The following is a 21,140-nucleotide window of genomic DNA, read 5'->3' on the forward strand; positions in this document are numbered from 1 at the left end:
TACATTTTATATAGTCTGGTTTTACTACTCACATAGTAACTATAATATTATACGAGAGATAATGAAATTAAGATTACACCTTATAAATAAGATAATGAAAGTTAGCGAATATTTTTATAATGATTTTAAGATACAAATTATTTTATATAAAAACTTAATATTAGATTAGTTTTGATACAAACAGTTACTAGTTTAGCATTATTGCGTTATACCACTTTAAATAAATTACATTTTTGACTATATAAATATATAATAAATTTGATAAACTTATTTATTGATATTAAATATCATAAAATTAAGAAATATTTAATTAGATCATATAAAAATTATTACAGTTAATATTGTTATATTATAATTAACAGGTATTATTATTATGTATATAACAAATAAAATCAAAAAACTAATTGTAGTTGTTAGTTTTTTTAAAATAATAAATTTATTTCTATATTATGATAGATAAAATATAAACATCTAAGTAATAGTCATCCAATAATTAGTTATAAAACTTTGTTAATAAGATAATCTATACGAACTATTCTAAATAGTCTTATTAATTTACGTACTTTTATTGGATACTGTTGAATAGTTTCTAATTCAAGATTACTATTAATAATACGAGTATTACCTCGAATGCACTCTAGCTCCTTCTGAAATTTTTGACTTAATTGATACTTAGGATCATGTATAAGAATTGCGTTCTCTAAATCAAGGAGCCATGAGCGTGGATTTAAGTTACTACCTGTAATTAATTGCCATTCATTATCAATCCATATACCTTTAAGATGGAAAGTATTTTGTTTATCTGTCCAAAGACGGATAGTTAGTTTTCCATTATCTATAAAATGTTGTAGAAAACTTATAAAATTCAATAAATTTATTTCATATAGATAAGGTAGTATACCAGTAATTTTAAATTTCTCATTGACTGGAATATAAAAATCGTTTGCTTGTTTATCTCCTACAATAATTTCTACTTTTTTATCTTTGTACAATAAATTAGTAATATTGCGTAGTAATATATCTGGAATATTAAAGTAAGGTGTACATAAAATTATATTACTTACTGTACTACATATAAGATACTGGATTGTTTGATTCAGCAAGCTATATTTACCTAATCCAACAAGGGGAGTTACTGATAATTCTTCATTACTTGCAATCGATGCAACATCGTACTTATAATAACGTAATATATGGCGTAGTTGGAGCGTTTTATAGCATATTAATAGTCTTTTAGTACGATAATTAAGGTCTAAACGTTGAGCAGCAGGGTGAGTGAGTATTTTATTTTGAATAAAATCAGACATAGTATCTGCTAGACTGCTATTCTGAATAAAATAGTAACGATCATAGCGATATTTGTCGTAACAATGTAAATAAACATTATTCAAACTAGCCCCACTATAGATTACACAATCATCAATAATAAAACCTTTAAGGTGAAAAACACCTAATATTTCTCTAGTATTTATTGGTATTCCGTAAATAGGTACTAAAATATTAGGATATTGATTTGTCATAAAATAATACCAATCAGTATTAGTCTGCGTAGTAGTAGTTCCAATACGTCCACGTTGAGCGCGATGCCAATCCACAAGAATATATATTTCTAACTCTGGATGCTGTTGTTTTGCAATATACAAAGCATCAAGCACATCCTGTCCTCCTTTATCATTTTCTAAATACAAAGCTGTAATATAAATACGACGAGAAGCTTGGGAAATACTATCAATTAAAGCTAGACGAAAAGAATCTGCCATAAATAATATCTGAACATCGTTAACTGTCTGGGGAATTTTTGGCAGCTGTAAGAGATGTTGTTGGCATTTTACTTGTTTATATATAGATAACATTTATAATTTAATTCTTATTTTATTATTAATAAAATAAATATTTTATTATTATATTAGCAAAGAAAAATATATTCTTGCAGAAGCAAAATATAATAAGATAAATATCTTTATAATGTAGAATACTTAAATATTCTACATTATATTAATCTAATATTATTTAGATAGGATAGAAAAATGCATTTTCTACCTTGCATTTAGTGCTGATTATGTAATAATTTTAAATATATTCTTAAAAATATTTTTATTCACTCCATTATCTATCTATAGTAAACGTATACTATACTGAATATAAAATTAATTTATGAATTATTAGTTCATAATAATTCATAAAAATATTATAATCAGTTAATTAGTGATTAAGTTAATATAATTTGTATATTACCTAAATATTCTATTATGATAGTTTATTTCTTTATACAGATCTAATATATACTGAATAATATACATAATTTTACATTTTAAATAATTTATTGCAGTATAATTAAAATTAGGAATAATTAATTATATCAGAGAATATAAAATATTTTGTAATTAATTAGATATTATCATTTTGTAATATTAACCACTTATCTTAATTAGGTTCTGATTTTTTCATATAGTAAGAAGATTTTATTATGTATAAATAAGAATTTATAATAACTTTATGATTTATGTTATTATAGATATAATAATACAATATTTAATCCTATTAATAGGACCTTAATTTTATATTAAAATATATCCTTATTACGAAGCCCAAAAGACTCTTATACATAAATATTAATATTGATCAGTAATAAAAATTACTACATACTTTTTCTATATTTTTGTAACAGAGTATATTTATATACAATGAGAATACTTTATTTGATGTGCGAGTACTATTAGAAATAGCACTTAAGATTAATAAATTAATATAACTATTCATTAATCCATTTTTATATGGCTTACTTATATAAGTATTTCTTATTTTGTAATCAACTTAAATATATAATTTTATATAGTAAGATAATAGAGTTATACTCTATTATAGTACAATATTAATCTTTAAACTATTAATACTAATATAAAAACAGTATTTTTACTAAAACTTATATAATAATGTAGGCATTAAATTACTTAGTATTATTATAAGTTTATAATATGAATGAATAATTTTATTTATTTATTTGTTCTAGAAGAACTAACTTAGCATAATTATATAATATCTATATATTTATATAGAAACGTATCTTCATAACTGTTATATAAAATATATAACACTTATCTCTATAAAATAGAGATCTATTCTTGCTACTCTTTAATATAAAAAATATATTTAAAATCGATAATATACTAATATTACTCAGGTATTTTATGAATTAAAATATATTATCTAAAGTATAAAAATAAATATTTATCTTATTATACATATAAAATAAAAAAACTTTTTTAAGTTTGTAAAAATTTTATAGTTTTTATATAACTGTTTGTATTTAAAATAATACATCTAATAATACTAACCGAGGAGTATATATCCTATATATATAGATGAATAGTACTATCATATTAAAATAATATATTAAGGTAATGACTATATGGATATCTTAATAAGATAAGGAGATACTTTATTATATTTCTTAATTTTATATTAAATAAAATTAAGAAATATAATAATATTAATTCAATTAATATTTAATAAAATCACTGAAATTTAGTATATCACAATATTTATTGTGAATAATATTCTTGTTAAGTAAAATTTATGATAAATATATTTCATATATGATGATATTAATAAGATATATATAATAACAGAATTACTTAATATAAATAAGATTATTATATACACAAGGTAACTAAAGTATGGCAATAAATTATATGTATTTAAAGTAATATAAAGTTAAGTATTTTAGGAATACTCAATATACGATACAAGTAATTTTATATTCTATATAGTAGTTAATAAATATTCTTTGCAATAAAGTAAGAAAATATTTCTTATAAAGAATAAGATATATTATCTTATAATATACAATAGTTAAAAACTATCTATTCTGTAATTATTAATATGTAATAATTATAGCTAATTATATATTTATAGTAAATAATTAAAACTATTTAAGACAAACATATATCTAATATTTTAGATTATATAGTATAATTATAATTTAATATTTTAAATTATATTTTTTACATAAATACATATTTTTACTAATTAATAAATTAAAAAGGCATAAAGTATGGAGTACATAAAATGTTATAATTTTATATATTAATAATTAAAATATTAAAATGATATTTAATATAAAATAAATTATGAAAAATTAACATATCAATTTATTTATTTATACTTGAATATATACAATTAACTTAAGCATTAAATTATCACTATAACCAACTTACTTATAAAGAATTAATACTTATGAATTACATATAAGACTATAGTATTTAATATTACGTTCTAATTAATAATTTTGGTATTGAAATAATACTGAAGTATTATTAAAGCTAATAATAGTATAAAAATAGAAAGTATAAAAGTAAAATTACATAATAATCTACATGTTAAGAGCATGCGTTAATACACTAATAGAATGGTAAGTATTTATATCTTATATAATAATTATTAATATGTTTTATAAAATATAGATTATCAGGATATTTAGATAAAGTGATAATCACTATCTGTAATATAGATTATATCTATTATATAGTTTTCTTTGCAGAATCTGGTCTTTAATGTATAGTAGGTAGAAACACAACAATAATAATACTATTATAAACTAACTGACCTATATTAACTCGCTTTATTTTAATAAAAACTAATATTGTAGTATTAAGTATTAACTAACTAACTAATATTCTATTAAACTGAGTGTTAATATCAGTACTCTAATTTGTAATTATATAAAATAATCTTGAGAGCTAATTTAATATTTATACCAAATCAATATAGATATAATACATATTAATATGTATCCGTCATACTAGTTAGTTAACTATACAATAGCATTGCTTAGTAAGCTATTTTTCTTTTAAACACTAAATAACTTTAAATATTTACTAAATTATTGTAATATATTTTCTTATTAATACGTCATATTAAAGTATTCATCAGTTATATTAAGGCTTATTGTATAAATAAGCCTCCTTATTATGGCTAATAACATAACTAATATACTGATATAAAAAAATATATCTAATAATATATTATATATTTACTTAATAAAAATAAAGCATTACTTATTGTACTAATATATTTTCATGCTTTTATTTTTATAGTTTAAAATAATTTAAAACCATCTTTTTATAATAAAAATATATTTCATAATATAGAATACGTTTTTAGTAAAAAATAGTTATTAACTACTTATAATGAAATAGTTATTATAACCTAATAAATTTATTTCTAATAAATATTACATCAAAATAACTAATTATTTTAATTTGAATATCAAAATTTTACAAACAATAATAAATATTAAAGTATGATTTTTAATATATTTTATTGGTTTTTATATACCTTAATCACTAAGTAAAAATATTTATTAAATAATATATATACAAATATATTATATAATTTTTTAATAACTAAGAATAATTTTCTCTACAATTACTATTGTAATGCTTTAATCATACCTTCCTTTAAGGATAAGAAGTGAAAAATATTTTTCTAATTTTATTTTGCAAATTAATTCTTGATAGAATAGTTTTGATCTTTAACAGACAACTTATAATATATCAATATCTATCACAAATTGACTGCTAAAATCAATCATAATATATATATACTAAATTATTATTAGTATATATCTATGAAAGTTATTGTATAATTTTAAAATACAATTAATATTATTAATATTAATTGTATAATTTATCTTTAGCGATGTAATCTCAAATTACAATACTTAAAATAAGTTAATATTATTAGTAATAATCTAGATGATGTAAAATACCCTAGTATATCAACCAATAAAATATAATAAATTATATAAGAATATTAAAAATATTAATAATAATTTATTTATAACTCTAGTTTTATAAAAATTATAAGGCAACATTATTAAGAGGGAGAAGATTGCTAAATATTGAATCATCTGTATTTAGTTTCAAAGTAAAAATACTTTAGCACAAAAATATGAAGTATTTACTGAATTAATAACTAACTCAATAATTGTACTACTATAATAATTATAAGTATTGTAATTATTTTATATTAATAAAATATCATAAAATATCTTAATTATTTTAAGAAAATCTATAAAAATATAAATATTTAATTTTGCAGTGCTTCTTTCTGCGACTTAATAATAGCTTTTATTCCTATTTTGGCTACAATGAGTAGTTCTAAAAATTGTTTATGACTAAACGGATTTCTTTCTGCAGTACCTTGCACTTCAATCATACGACCATCTTCTAACATAACTATATTCATATCAGTTTCTGCGATAGAATCTTCAATATATTCTAAATCACATACAATTTGACCACTAACAATTCCAACAGATACCGCACCAACCATATTTTTTATTGGATTATCTTTTAATTTACCTGTTGTTACTAAATTATTTATTGCATCAACCAAAGCTACGTAAGCTCCATTAATAGATGCAGTACGAGTACCACCGTCTGCTTGAATTACATCACAATCTAACGTAATAGTAAGTTCACCTAGTTTTTTCAAATCTACCGCAGCGCGTATAGAACGAGCAATAAAACGCTGTATTTCCATTGTACGCCCATTCTGTCTACCCCGACTTACTTCACGTACTATACGACTATGAGTAGATCTAGGCAACATGCTATACTCTGCTGCGATCCAACCTTGTCCCTGACCTCTTAAGAAACGTGGAACTCCTTCTTCAACAGAAGCATTGCATATTACTTTTGTATTACCACATTCTACTAAGACAGATCCTTCTGCATATTGCGTATAATGACGAGTAAGTTTAAATGGGCGGATCTGTTCGACATTTCGATCTTCTGGGCGCATAGAAATTATCTCCGAAAATTGATTATTATTAATTTTCAGATACCTTAAAAATTATAGTATTATTAATGTTTTAATTATATTAATATACAATTCTCTTCATAAAGAATTTGTGATTAAGCTTACAACTAATACAGATATTATTCTCTTATAATAATAGACTAACTAATATCTTTTAAGGTATTGATATAAATATCAAATATTGTATAATTATACATTTATTTTTACAATCTACTCAGATAGGGTGTGATTAAATACTAAGTTTGCTTTACTAGTATCTAAATAATTAAGCTGTAGTATATAAAAATATTAATAAATAATTCTATTAAATTAATTGACGCTTACACTTTTACTTTCAATTGTTATACGCATTTTTTTCATTGCGTTCTTTTCAAGTTGACGTACACGTTCTGCAGAAACACCGTATTTTTCTGCTAATTCTTGGAGGGTTGCCTTATTATTATCTTCTAGCCAACGGGCGCGTATTATATACTTACTACGTTCATCCAGATGATTCATAGCTAGAATTAGTTTGTCTGATGCATGATTATCCCAGTTATCATCTTCTATATCATTAGCAAAATCAGAGAATTTATCCCTCAGGAATAAAACAGGTGCTATAGGTAATATACCGTCATCATCTTCATTAGATAAATCAAAAGCCATATCCTGAGCGGACATACGGGATTCCATTTCTCGCACATCTTTTTCAGAAACTCCTAGTTCACGAGCAACTAGTTCAACTTCATCCTGATTAAACCAACCTAAACGCTGTTTTGTTTTACGTAGATTAAAAAAAAGCTTACGTTGTGCTTTCGTTGTTGCTACTTTTACAATACGCCAATTACGTAGTACATATTCATGAATCTCAGCTTTAATCCAATGTACTGCAAAAGATACAAGACGTACACCCATTTCTGGGTTAAAACGGCGTACTGCTTTCATTAAACCTATACTACCTTCTTGAATCAAATCTGCTTGCGGTAGTCCATAACCTGCATAATTACGGGCTACGTGCACAACAAAACGTAAATGAGAAAGAATTAATTTTTTAGCTGCATCTAAATCACTATTATAATGCAGTAGTTTACCTAGTGCTTTTTCTTCTTCTAATGTTAACATTGGATAAGTGCTAACTGCACGCACGTAAGATTCAAGACTACCTCGAGGAACTAAAGTAAAAGTTTGCATCTCTCTGGTCATTCAAACCCTCTTAATCTACAACTCTAGTATAACTATAAATAAAAGATTATTTAAAAATATTATGTTTTATACGTTCTTATATAATTACTAAATTTATAGTAAAATTACCTCAAAAGATTTATAATCCTATATTTTATAATAAAAAAATTTCAAAAGAAAGAAATACTTAAATTAATTTAGTAATACTCATACAACTATTTTATAGTACTATAGATATTATTGATTATATATCAATTTGAATATTATATACATCTTAAAGATAAAAATAAACAACAGAGATTGTTATCTAACATATATCTATCTTTAAAATATTTTAAGAAAAATAAAACTAACAAATCTTAGAAGAATGTTTTACTGCTAATATTATCTGAGATAAACTATATAAAATATCTTTTATATAATAGAATACTTTCTTGTATAACTGTAATATCTACTAAAACAATACTTTCCATATCATTTAAATACTATAAACGATCTTAACTAATCTATAAAATACAAAAATATTACATATATTTTATTATAATTTTAATAAATAAAAGTTTAAAAATTATAATAATATAATAGAAATATATCTTTAATAATAAAATCATTGAGAATATAAAGTATTTTACAATATATTTTATTACTATAAATAATTTATTAAAAATAGTTTATTATTAAATTATTTATAGTAATAAATTAGCTAAAAATTAATGTATTCAATAAAATAATTAGTGGATGTTATTTATAACATATCGTTTTTTATGTGTTTACTATATAGTATATATATGATATTTTTTTTATGTACATATTCAAGTAATATTGAATTAATTTATTTCACTAAAGTTTATATATTAACTTTTTTAATAAAAAAAATACATAATCAGTAACTATTTATTAGTTGTAATAAAAATTAGTATAGAACTACATATTCTAAATGTTATTTTATAAAGTTTGCTTAACTGACATTAATAAAATATATAAATATGAAGTAATTATAATTCTTACAAATTATGAAAGTATAGAGTAAAAGTTAATAACATAAAAAAATTATATACCTAATATATTAAAAACTAAGATTTTAACTTTGATAAATCCTGTAAAAGGATAAAAATCTTATTTAAATAGTAAAATTGCGGAAAAGAAATCTTATTTTTTACTTTTAAAAATTCAAAAGTAACTATGATACACTGATTAAATCTCATTATGTCAGTAATAAGATTTTACTTAGGAGTTTATTAATTGGTTTGTGTAAACATACAATATCATTTTTTATGCAATTCCTAATATACCTATATTAAGATAAGTAAAATTTTATAATCTACTTATTAATATTTTAGTAAAAATTATATCATCTGTATATAAATACAGGCCATTGATGTTATTGTATCTATACAAAAGGATTATTTATCAACAATTATTATATTCTAATAAGAAAAATAACTGATTTTATCTATAAAAATTCAATAAAGCAATTACTGATTATTTAATAACATTAAAATATTATTAAATTGAATATAAAAATATTTTTATATAGTAATTGCTTAATAAGCAGCAATAAAATATATATAATATATTTTAGATGATTTATAATATAAATATATTATGTATTGCATATATAATACAAATATTTATGTATTAACTTAATATATCTCTTGTTCTTTTAGCTATAAAATTAAGGATACTAATTTGATTACCGATTGAAATAATTTATTTTTAAAATAGAAATACTATATAATTTAAAATAATAATGATATTTTGTATATTAAATATTATCTTTACAAACTATTAATTTAACTACTTTTAAATATGACTATTAATATCAATTATGTAGAGTAAACAGTGCTTCAATAAACTCCTTTGCTTTAAATGGCTTTAAATCTTCTATACCTTCCCCAATTCCAATATAACGTATAGGAATATTAAACTTATCTGCTATATTAAAAATTACCCCTCCCTTTGCAGTGCCATCTAGTTTAGTTAATGTAATACCAGTTAACCCTACTGCTTCATTAAATAACTTAACTTGACTAATACTATTTTGTCCTGTACTTGCATCAATAATCAACATAATTTCTTGTGGTGCACATATATCTATTTTTTTTATTACACGAATAATTTTTTTTAATTCTTCCATTAAATGTAATTTATTTTGTAAACGACCAGCAGTATCTACTAATAAAACATGAATATTACGAGCTATAGCAGCCTTTATTGCATCAAAAACAACAGATGCAGAGTCAGCACCAGTATGTTGTGAAATGACTGGAATATTATTACATACACCCCATACCTGCAACTGTTCCACAGCTGCTGCGCGAAAGGTATCTCCTGCTGCCAACATTACTTTTTTTCCTTCATACTTAAACTGACAGGCTAATTTACCAATAGTAGTAGTTTTACCTACTCCATTTGCGCCTACCATCAAAATAACAAATGGTATATAACTACTAGTATCTAGATGTTGTTCTACAGTAGTTAAAATATCACTCATTTCTTTTTTTAATTTGCTGTAAAGTAACTCTGATTCTTTAAGATCTGTACGATGAATATGCTCTATTAGAGATTGAAGTATCTTATTAGTTGTTTCTAAACCTACGTCCGCAACTAAAAGCTGTTCTTCTAGTTTTTTAAATAGATTATCATCTATTATTTTTCCTCTAAATAAACCTAAAAATCCATATCCTATATATTCCTTTGTTTTTAACAATTGACGTTTTAAACTAGTAAAAAATCTTTCTTTTATTAGGGGTTCTTTTATATTCATATTAGTTTGCATTATAAATAATTTATTCTCTGCTATTATTGATTTATTATTAATAATATAAACTTCCATATTAATTGCCGAAAATTAAACTTTAAGTATTATATATTTAAAATAATCGATTAATTTAAGCTGACTGTTAATATAAAGATTACTATTATTAATAGCCCTCGGTATACATGCATATAAGATTACTTAGTATCACAGTAACAAGATTAATAATCTACTTCATAATAATATTTAAATATTTAATAATTTTACTTAGATATTTTTATTTTCAGTAGTAAATTACCAGTATTAAGTTATGTAACTCTAGTTAATACACTGAAACTATGAATTTTCGGTGTACTATGTTTGTTTACTACTATTATTTTTACTTTTATTTTTTATATTACTGCTATTTTATTGTTTATAGTGTATATAAGTTATTTTATTCTCTATTGGGTTGTCTTATCTACCTTATTCCTTTATAAGTATGATTATTTTATCATTAAATAATTATAACTTATTGAGTTTATTTATTAAATTTATATATAAGGATGAATTATAGTCATATAAAATCGTATCTTACAAAGATGTTATTGTTAAAATAATAATTAATCTTTAGTGTGTAAGTAAAAAAATTCATTAGATATATATTTTATGCTTTCATAATAAAAATTATTATCTTTATGTATCTTAATTATAAATATATAATTATAATTATAAGATTAATACTATAATTTCTTATCTATGGGTAAGATATAAGTTAATATTTGTATTTTCTTTATTTTTTTCTTAGTAGCTGTTTAACTAATATAATATTCCGGTTTAGATCAATAATAATTAAAAATTACCTATTTTACTACTTTACTATAATTAATCTGTAATTATATAAAATTATATAATTAGAATATTGATTCTATGATAGTATAAAAAATACTATAATTACATTATACTTATTGCATCTTAAAATTACTAAATAAATATTAGCTATTTTAAGAACTAGAGATTTGTTTTTAATTAGTCTAATAAATTCAATGATATTATATAGTTTTTTATTCTTTAATTTTACTTACTTACATATCAATAGATACCTAAATAAAAAAACTTTAAGTACTTAAAACCATATAATCTTTTTAATCTTAAGATGATTATTTGTAGTTATAAACTACATGAGTATTTCTTTTAAAAATTGTTACTTATAAATAAACAAACAAATACTTATTTAATTACTTATTTTAGATTAAAGATCTAGATATATTTTGCTAAAATTAATTATATATTCTTAGATTTTTTATCTATGTATTTTATATTAAAATAATTTATTTAACTTATTCATATTAAGATAATATTTTAGTTATTTTTATAACTAATATATATAAAACATCCTTTATGTTATAGTTGTAAAAAATTTTTGTAATGTTTTTTATATATGAACTATCGTTTTTACTAAATATAAGTCATTTTTCTAATCAAGAGCGTCAATAAAAGTGTGATTGGTTTAAAATATTATAAGAGTATAATAATATATTAAATTATTTTATTAAATAATAGTTTTTAAGTGAAAGTAGAATGCTAAAAATAATTAATATCTATTGAATAATGGATATTAATTATAAGTAATATTTATTTTTACGTAATAATAAATATCTTAGTGTAATTTATATTTTTATAAAAAAATACTCCTACTTTTTAAAAAAGTATATATCAAGAATATAATATAAGATTATTATCTTATATATTTAACAGTAGAATTTAGTATTATTTTTTTAAGAAAAATATATTTTTATATATATTAAAAAAATAAAGATATAAATAGTAATTACTCATTAATCAGTATTCTTTATAATAAGAATAAAATTAAACTTATTAAAATATATAAATATAGTAAATATATTTATTATTAATTACGATTGAAAATGATAATTAATAAAGAATCAAAAATATTAAATATAAAGATATTAATTACATATTGACGATATTTAATAATATTGCAATTTTAAAAAAACTTAATCCTATGTATTATTTTTTATAATGAAAATGCTATAATAATTCTTATATGTTAATAATATCATTACACACAACATAATTGTTATTATGCTTATCTAGCATGATAACACTAAATGTTAGTACATATCTTAGTCAGTGAGTACTATATATTATAATATAATTTTATATAAAAAAATTATAATTAGCATATCTTAAATATTTTATAATTTTATTTTTGATTTATATACTACTAATAATAGTATTATATAAATAGTAAATTGTATATAATAAAAAGTTGATTTAACTAAATACTATACAATGCGTACTCGTATTTAATAAACAATTTACATAATTAAAAAATTTTGATAGAAGGTTACTAGAAAACAATAAAATACAATTATTTTTATTATTGTATATAATACATTCTTATTATAATTTAGTAAAATTATAATAAAAGACAATAGAAAAGATTAATAAGTTATTTATACCTTTAAACATATAAAATATATATTAGAGTATATTTTTTAAATATAAGTTATTATAAATAATAATTAAATTATGAATTTAAATAAATACTGATTTTAAATGTATGATTATTTTATTGTAGATTAATTAATCTACTAAATAAATATTTTAAGTAAAGTAATTTTAAGATGAAAAAGATTATAATTAGTATTAATCTCCCTTAATATATTTTCCTTAAATCATATTATATAAGATATAAATAGTTATTTACATTTAATAATATATTCTTATTTATACACAAATAAGAATATATTAAGTTAATATAACTTATATATAATGGTTGATTTTTTTTAATAGTTTTAAAATATCAATATCTCTAAAAGAGATAGCGATTAATATATTTGAAAAAAATGATCTAATATAGATAATAATTGAGTAGTAATAATATACTAAAATTTTTATAAAATATAATTTTAGGATTAGTATTTCCTTATAACATATTTTTATTTATGATTTCATTTATTAAAATACAAACTTTTCTACATACTTTATTTTTAATAATAAGAGTAATTTCTTCATAAGAAAGATAATATAAGTGAGTTTGATAAAAAAATATTAAGTAAAGTACAATATACTGAATATTTTAAATAAAATTATAAAAATATAAAAAGTTTTATTATTTTTTGGTAATATAAGGGAATTAATATATTGAGTTCACTACTTACTTATTGTTACGTAAATTTTCTCTAAATAAATATACTATTTTTAATGAAAAATATAAAATAACTATACTATAGGTTATATAAATGTACTTTATAAAAGTATACCTTATATCATATAAATAATTTATAAAAAGTATTTAGTGATAATTTATTAGCAACCTATTACTTATTTTAAAATACATTATGGATATTATTTTAATAAAATTAATTTACAGGTAATTAATTGCACGATTTAATTTTTTATTAAATAAATCTTTAATAAATTATATATTATGTTATCAAGTATAACTTAGTTTTAGTGGTCAATAAATTATATTTTATATTATATGAATAATAAAAATAATACATATTTAATAAGACTGTATTTTATAATACATATAAGATATATGTATTAACTAATATAAAATATATATTTGTATATTTTTTAAAAAATATTATAATCATATTATTTAAATAAATTATCAATCCCTGATTATATTTATCATAAAAAATACTATATCTTAGCTAGATAGCTATATATTTTCATTATATATAAAATATATAAATCTAAAATAGAATAATTTACTTATCTAACTTTATCTAATATTTGTGCTAATAAATCAGTTATTTTCTTTATAACCTAAATAAATAAAAACTTGATATTAATATATCTTATTATATTGCAGTAATAGTGATTATTTGTATTATTATCATAGTATTTTTATCTTTTATATAAAAATTATATATTAAGAAATTCTAATAAAAATATCTTTATCTTTAAAATTTACATTATTTCAGGACAATTAAGAATATATCTAAATTTAGATATATATCTAATTTTAATACATCAAAAATCATCTATATTATATAAATTTATATAGTAGTAACAAACTTACTTATATAAACATATCCTATGTTGATATCATGCTAATGAATAATCTTTATATTTGTATTGCTTAATAGCTTTATTATAAGCACATAAATAAAAAAAGAAACTTATAATATTAAGATGAAATAAAACTATAAAAATAATATTAAATTTAAGAAAGGTATTATGATTAGAATCACAAGAAAAATAAATCTTTTTATTATTATAAAATAAAAATAAAATTTTTTATAGATGTATATAAAATTACAACATACATTTATCAAGTATTATATTAATATAAATTTAGCAGCTAAAAAATATTAAAAATAATTAATATCATCTTTAATATATATATTTAAAGGTATAATATAATAACAATATTTTTACTTTGCAAATATCTTAAAAATTAAGTAAAGTGGGGTATATCTTTTATAGAAAAATTATCAATGTTATTAACATTTAATATTATTAAATATTTCCTATATTAGGATTCTCATCTATAACTCTAATAAATATATTTTTAATTATTATTAATTTTTATTAACATTCAAATAATACAATCTTAAGATACTTTTTATAAAATATTATAATAAAATTTATTTACTTTGATTCTATTTTTTATAATATTAAAATATAAAATATATAAGTCTAATTAAAATATTAATTTTTATTAAAATATTTGTATTTGTTACATAACATTATTTCTTATATAATGAGTATTAATAAAACCATAAATGATTAATTTTAATAATTTATGGTTTTATTAAAGTAAGATATATAACATTTATTTTATCTTTTTTCTAAAGAAAAAAACTGGTAAAATAACAAACGCCATTGCATAAAAAATACCTCCCTGATAATTTTTAAATAAAAATCCTGATATTATAGTCATAATAGCAACACTACCACCCATCCCAAGAGCAGAATAGAGAGCTTGTAAGCGTATAACATCACTTCCCTGCCGATCTGCAATAAAACGCATTGATGCAAGGTGACAGATTGTGAAAGAACCAGCATGCAAAATTTGCATCAAAATTAACCAAGGTAATGCGGTTGTTGATCCCATTAAACTCCAACGAATTACTGCGCAAATACAAGAAATTAAAAATAATTGAGAAACTGAAATATGATTAAATAATCGTTTACTCAATGCAAAAATTATTATTTCTGCGACTACACCTAACGCCCATAAATAACCTACTACTGATGCAGTGTATCCTGCTTCTTGCCAATAGATAGTACTGAATCCATAGTAACCAGCGTGAGATCCTTGCTGTAGGGAAGTACATAATAAAAAGCGCCATACTGATGATTCTGTCAATAGATTTTTCCATGTTTTAGTATTATGTACTATATAATTTTGTAGTGCATCTTGGGGCATATGTTTGGGATGTATTAATGTTCCTAAAAACATTACTACCAATGCTGACCACATACAGTAGATAATAGCCTGGTGGCCAAAATAATTTGCTATCTCCCCAGTTACAGAAGATCCAATAACAAAAGCTATTGACCCCCATAGACGTACTTTTCCGTAATCTAAACCAATTTGACGTTGCCATGTAGCTGCTAAAGCATCAGTTAATGGTATAAGTGGTCCATAAAATAAACTAAATATAGCCATTGTGACTAACATCCATACCCAATAATTGCAAAATATAAATATTATAGAGCAAGTTAGTGTAAGAAAAGAAAGCATTCGTATGGCAATAACAAGTTGAGAAGTTTTTTTTACAGCAGGGGCAATGAATAGACTACCTATAAAACGAGCTATCATTCCAGATCCAAGTAATACACCAATAGATTCTGGAGAAATATTTTCTCCTTGTAGCCATAAACTCCAAAATGGCAAAAAAATACCAAAAGAGAAAAAATAAGTAAAGTAACTAAGTCCTAACCAACTTGCAGACGATAACATTTTCTTTCCTTGTATTTTAAATTTATTTTTATATACATATCTACTTTAAGATCTTTGTAAGAAATTACACCAATATTTTTATTTATTATCTATCAAATTAATAATTAAAAACTAATAATAAAAATTAATATTAATAATGTTCTGCATTACTGTAAGTATATTTAGGATAAAAAACCTAATATCAATTATTTTATTATGTATAATAGATAATCCTATTTATAGTTATCATAAATAACATTATCGATGTTTTATATATATCTTAAAAACTAGTAAAGTTTTTAAAAAGCAATTTTTATATTATAAAGGTATTATACTAAAAATAGTAAAACATATTTTATTAAATGTTCCAGTATATAATTAAATATATAAAACATATTTATCAATATGACTAACTAGTTATAAAGATAATAATACTATATAGGGATGATTTTATTTAAAATAATTACTAAAGTAATTTGCTTGATTGTCCTAGTGTATCTTTATATATTATAATTAACTGCATAATATTTTTAGATTTATATTACATATTATAGTAACTTATAGATTATTATTTTTAACTTACTAAGTTTAGTATTTATAATAATACAAATAAATATCTTATATTTTTTCTCATCTCTATATTTTATGGGTTTTTTAGACTAAAAAATCATGCATTTATTTTCTGCATGTAATTTATTTTGTTTTTAAAAAAATAATTATCCGCAAAATAAGATAAATTATATTTTATATTAACAATATACATAAAGATATATCCATTTAAGAAAAGCTTTTAAAAACATAATATTTATTATCTTAACATTATTTAATTTATATTTTATTTAATAATAATTTTACTAAAAATAAATTTTGTTTAGAGTAAATGTTCTTTTTAAATTATAGTCATTTAATATCTAATTAACCAGATATTAAGATGATATCTATAAATACTAAAATAATTTTTAGTAAGTATTTTTTCTGCTATATTACTACTATTTAAATTACATTTAAAATTATATAATTTTTAAATTTTTAAAATATATCTAGGATTTTTTCTTGGTATTACAACCATATAAAAATGATAAAATAATATTATATATAATAATTATTAATTTATATAATAATATATTGAGTATCTCAATATATTATTTTAAATAATATTCTATATATGATTTTAAAAAACCAATAAAAGTATATATTTTATATATATTTGATATTATATTTTAATAAATGGTAGTTATTATATGATAGATTTAATACCCCTTAAAAACTTATAGATATATATTGGTATGCCTAATAATATAGAAAAATGAAAGTTTTAATGTCATTGTATAGAAATAAAATACGTAGATTGTTATAGAAAAAATTTCTATTATTTATGTAAAGAGTTTATATTATTTCTAATAAAATATAATGAAATTATAATATATGGAATTATATTAGTTTAGATGACTAGATCTACTAGTTAAGTTATATATATAATATAATTATTATTCTTTATAAAAAAACTATAAGTATAATATTTATTTATAGTATTTTTAGTAAAAATCATTAATATTAAAGATTAATGATAAAATTTTAAGATCTTTTTAAAATTATACATATTGTTTTTATGAAACTTAATAATGACTGTCCGGTAAGTAATATCATCCCCAAAAACCATATACCCCATAAATATACTATACTTATAGTATTACTATCTTCATTAATATTTAATAATGTTAAAATATGTATAACCATGCTCCCTATAATACCTCCTGAAGAAAAATATATAGGTTCTCTAAAAATTAAAGACACCAATCCACAGGAGGTTAATATTAGAAAAAATATACCAATTATTTTTAGTGATTTTAAAAAATAATTGGGATAACTTTTAATATTATACTGATAATAGGAATATAAACAAAATAAAAAAATTCCACTAGGGATAGTGTACCCTATTAAACCAAAAATAAAAAATATAGTATCAGCAAACCATGCCCCTATTGTACCACCAATATTATTAACAGGTAAGTTACTTGATGTCTGTAACCAACTAGGGTCAGAGGGGGTAAAAGTTAGCAATGATACCATTAGATAGATAGAAAAAAACATTTTAATAATTAATAATCCTGAAGATAAAATAGATCTATTGTCTATTACCTTAATAATAAAATTTATATATTTTATATATTGATGGCGCAAGAATGATACCCTCCATACTTTCATTATTTCAATTTAATATCTTATCAAAAAAACAAATAATAGATTTTATTTAAAAAATTATATGTATAACAATATATAAAGTTTATATTAAAATAATTAAAGATTTTATATTGATAAAATATCTATAATCAAAATATTTAATATTTTAATTGTAAAATGAATGTCTTATTAAAAATAATAAAATTGATTTATTTTAAATACTTAATTATTGATTCAATATCAATAAGTAATTTTTTATCAATTAATATACACATAAATATTTTTCAAAATATTTATGAATAAAAATAATATATTAAAATAATTTTTCAAAAAAATCCAAATATTTATATATATAATCAAATAATATATTTATGAATTCATTAATTATTTTAAATAAAAAGTTAAAATTATTAAATACATGTTACACTTATAATATCTTAAAGTTATTATACTGAGACAACTAAAATTTATGTAAATACAGTTAATATTTATAAATAATCAATTAATATATCAGCATAACATTAATTACATTAAATAATATTGTGCGATAACAAACATATACGATATTAAAATAATAGTAAAATAAAATGACTATTTTATAAGGTTTTAAATTTTTTAATTAATCTTTATAATTTATAATATATTGACATTATTACTTATTATATAGTTTAAAAAGTTTATCTGAGAATTTTTTTGTTTAGTTATTATTTCGTAGTGTAAATTATCTTTTATAAAAATCATTTTAATAAAATTGACTAATAAATATCTCATAACACAATATTGACAACTACTTTAACTTCAATATTCTTATAGTAATTTTATATTAAAAATTTTAAAATAAATTATTTATCTACATATAAATACTTTTTACTATTTAATTTATTATTTTATCTTTAAATTTTATACAAATATATAACTAACTAATAACCTATAATTTAGTAATGTGTTAAGAGTAAGGACTACTGATTAATAATATATTTAAGATCAACATCTTTTTCTTAGTGAATTTTATTCTATAGTCAATATAATAATAAATGTTATGAACTATCAATTCAAGAGTAAAGATATTGATTTTATCAGTAAAATATTATAAGTATAATCAATAAGATTATAATTTTTGTATCTTTATACTTAAATATAAATTTAGACATCTATGTTATTTTATAATGTAATTAGAAGGAAGAGATGAATAATATAAAACATAGTAAACTTATTATATTAGGATCAGGACCTGCTGGATATACTGCAAGTATTTATGCAGCTCGAGCTAATATACAGCCATTAATGATTACGGGTAGTGAAAAAGGTGGTCAATTAATGACGACTACTACGGTAGAAAACTGGCCTGGAGATCCAGAAGGACTAACAGGACCCTCTTTAATGGAGCGTATGCAATTACATTCTAGTAAATTCAATACAGATATTATTTCGGATCATATTGAACGAGTAGATTTACATACTAGTATTTTTCATCTATTTAGTAAATCACGAGAATATACTTGTAACGCATTAATTATTGCCACTGGTGCTACTTCTAAGTATCTAGGATTAGATTCTGAAGAAAAATTTAAAGGACGTGGTGTTTCTACATGCGCTACCTGTGATGGTTTTTTTTATCGTAATCAGGCAGTAGCTGTAGTAGGTGGTGGTAATACCGCTATTCAAGAGGCACTTTATCTATCTAATATCGCATCTAAAGTACATGTAATTCATCGCAGTGATATATTTCGCGCCGAAAAGATTCTTGTTTCACGTATGATAGATAAAGTAAAAAAAAGGACTATAGTACTACATACTAACTGTATACTAGATAAAGTACTTGGTGATTCTATGGGTGTCAACAGTATACGGTTAAAAACTAACAATAATATCAAGAAATATATTGCAGTTCATGGTTTATTCATAGCTATTGGCTATAAACCAAATACTGCTATTTTTGAAGGACAGTTAAAATTACAAAATGGATATATCAAAGTACAGTCTAATATTACAAATCACTATACTCAAACTAGTATTCCTGGTGTATTTGCTGCTGGTGATGTAATAGATCAAGTATATCGCCAAGCTATTACTGCAGCAGGTATGGGTTGCATGGCAGCTTTAGATGCGGAGCGTTATCTAGATAAAATCATTTAATAGAACATAAATAAATATTTATATTTTATTTTAAAAAGCATTTTAAAATTTAAATTTTAAAATGCTTTTTTATTGCTACTATTAATCATCACTAATGTTATTTATAATGAAACTTTCATAATAATCAATAATTTTTATAACTCTAGATATAATATTTAATTTGTGGTTTTA

Annotated in this window: 6 protein-coding genes and 1 pseudogene; 1 reads left to right on the forward strand and 6 read right to left on the reverse strand. The window is 20.4% G+C overall.

Features of this window, described 5'->3' with window-relative positions; genetic code table 11:
• Positions 1 to 497: 497 nt before the first annotated feature.
• The 6 genes and pseudogenes from pssA to K0T98_RS00240 form a co-directional block, all read right to left on the reverse strand.
• Positions 498 to 1,853 (reverse strand): CDP-diacylglycerol--serine O-phosphatidyltransferase, encoded by a 1,356-nt coding sequence (gene pssA, locus K0T98_RS00215; RefSeq protein ID WP_225639418.1) that lies wholly within the window; start codon positions 1,851 to 1,853, stop codon positions 498 to 500.
• Between the two features lie 4,237 nt (positions 1,854 to 6,090).
• On the reverse strand, positions 6,091 to 6,807 hold the full coding sequence (gene rph, locus K0T98_RS00220) for a ribonuclease PH (RefSeq protein WP_225639419.1): 717 nt from the start codon (positions 6,805 to 6,807) through the stop codon (positions 6,091 to 6,093).
• A gap of 327 nt (positions 6,808 to 7,134) precedes the next feature.
• Positions 7,135 to 8,007, reverse strand: coding sequence for an RNA polymerase sigma factor RpoH (gene rpoH, locus K0T98_RS00225; RefSeq protein ID WP_225639420.1), 873 nt, complete (start codon positions 8,005 to 8,007; stop codon positions 7,135 to 7,137).
• A 1,801-nt stretch (positions 8,008 to 9,808) separates the two neighbouring features.
• Positions 9,809 to 10,735: pseudogene (gene ftsY / locus K0T98_RS00230) on the reverse strand (signal recognition particle-docking protein FtsY); the annotation flags it as partial.
• 4,804 nt (positions 10,736 to 15,539) lie between these two features.
• Positions 15,540 to 16,673, reverse strand: coding sequence for a 3-phenylpropionate MFS transporter (locus K0T98_RS00235; protein WP_225639421.1), 1,134 nt, complete (start codon positions 16,671 to 16,673; stop codon positions 15,540 to 15,542).
• Positions 16,674 to 18,227: 1,554 nt separating this feature from the next.
• Positions 18,228 to 18,857: a DNA translocase FtsK 4TM domain-containing protein gene (locus tag K0T98_RS00240; protein ID WP_225639422.1), complete on the reverse strand. Its 630-nt coding sequence runs from the start codon at positions 18,855 to 18,857 to the stop codon at positions 18,228 to 18,230.
• Positions 18,858 to 20,018: 1,161 nt separating this feature from the next.
• Between K0T98_RS00240 and trxB the strand changes: the two genes are divergently transcribed.
• On the forward strand, positions 20,019 to 20,969 hold the full coding sequence (gene trxB / locus K0T98_RS00245; RefSeq protein ID WP_225639423.1) for a thioredoxin-disulfide reductase: 951 nt from the start codon (positions 20,019 to 20,021) through the stop codon (positions 20,967 to 20,969).
• Positions 20,970 to 21,140 lie beyond the last annotated feature (171 nt).

The organism is Candidatus Profftia sp. (ex Adelges kitamiensis) (assembly GCF_020342455.1).
In the GTDB taxonomy this organism is placed as follows: Bacteria; Pseudomonadota; Gammaproteobacteria; order Enterobacterales; family Enterobacteriaceae; genus Profftia.

Coding starts and splice junctions, on each gene's coding strand:
- pssA (WP_225639418.1), bottom strand. CDS start 1,853: ATGTTATCTATATATAAACAAGTAAAATGCCAACAACATCTCTTACAG.
- rph (WP_225639419.1), bottom strand. CDS start 6,807: ATGCGCCCAGAAGATCGAAATGTCGAACAGATCCGCCCATTTAAACTT.
- rpoH (WP_225639420.1), bottom strand. CDS start 8,007: ATGACCAGAGAGATGCAAACTTTTACTTTAGTTCCTCGAGGTAGTCTT.
- K0T98_RS00235 (WP_225639421.1), bottom strand. CDS start 16,673: ATGTTATCGTCTGCAAGTTGGTTAGGACTTAGTTACTTTACTTATTTT.
- K0T98_RS00240 (WP_225639422.1), bottom strand. CDS start 18,857: ATGAAAGTATGGAGGGTATCATTCTTGCGCCATCAATATATAAAATAT.
- trxB (WP_225639423.1), top strand. CDS start 20,019: ATGAATAATATAAAACATAGTAAACTTATTATATTAGGATCAGGACCT.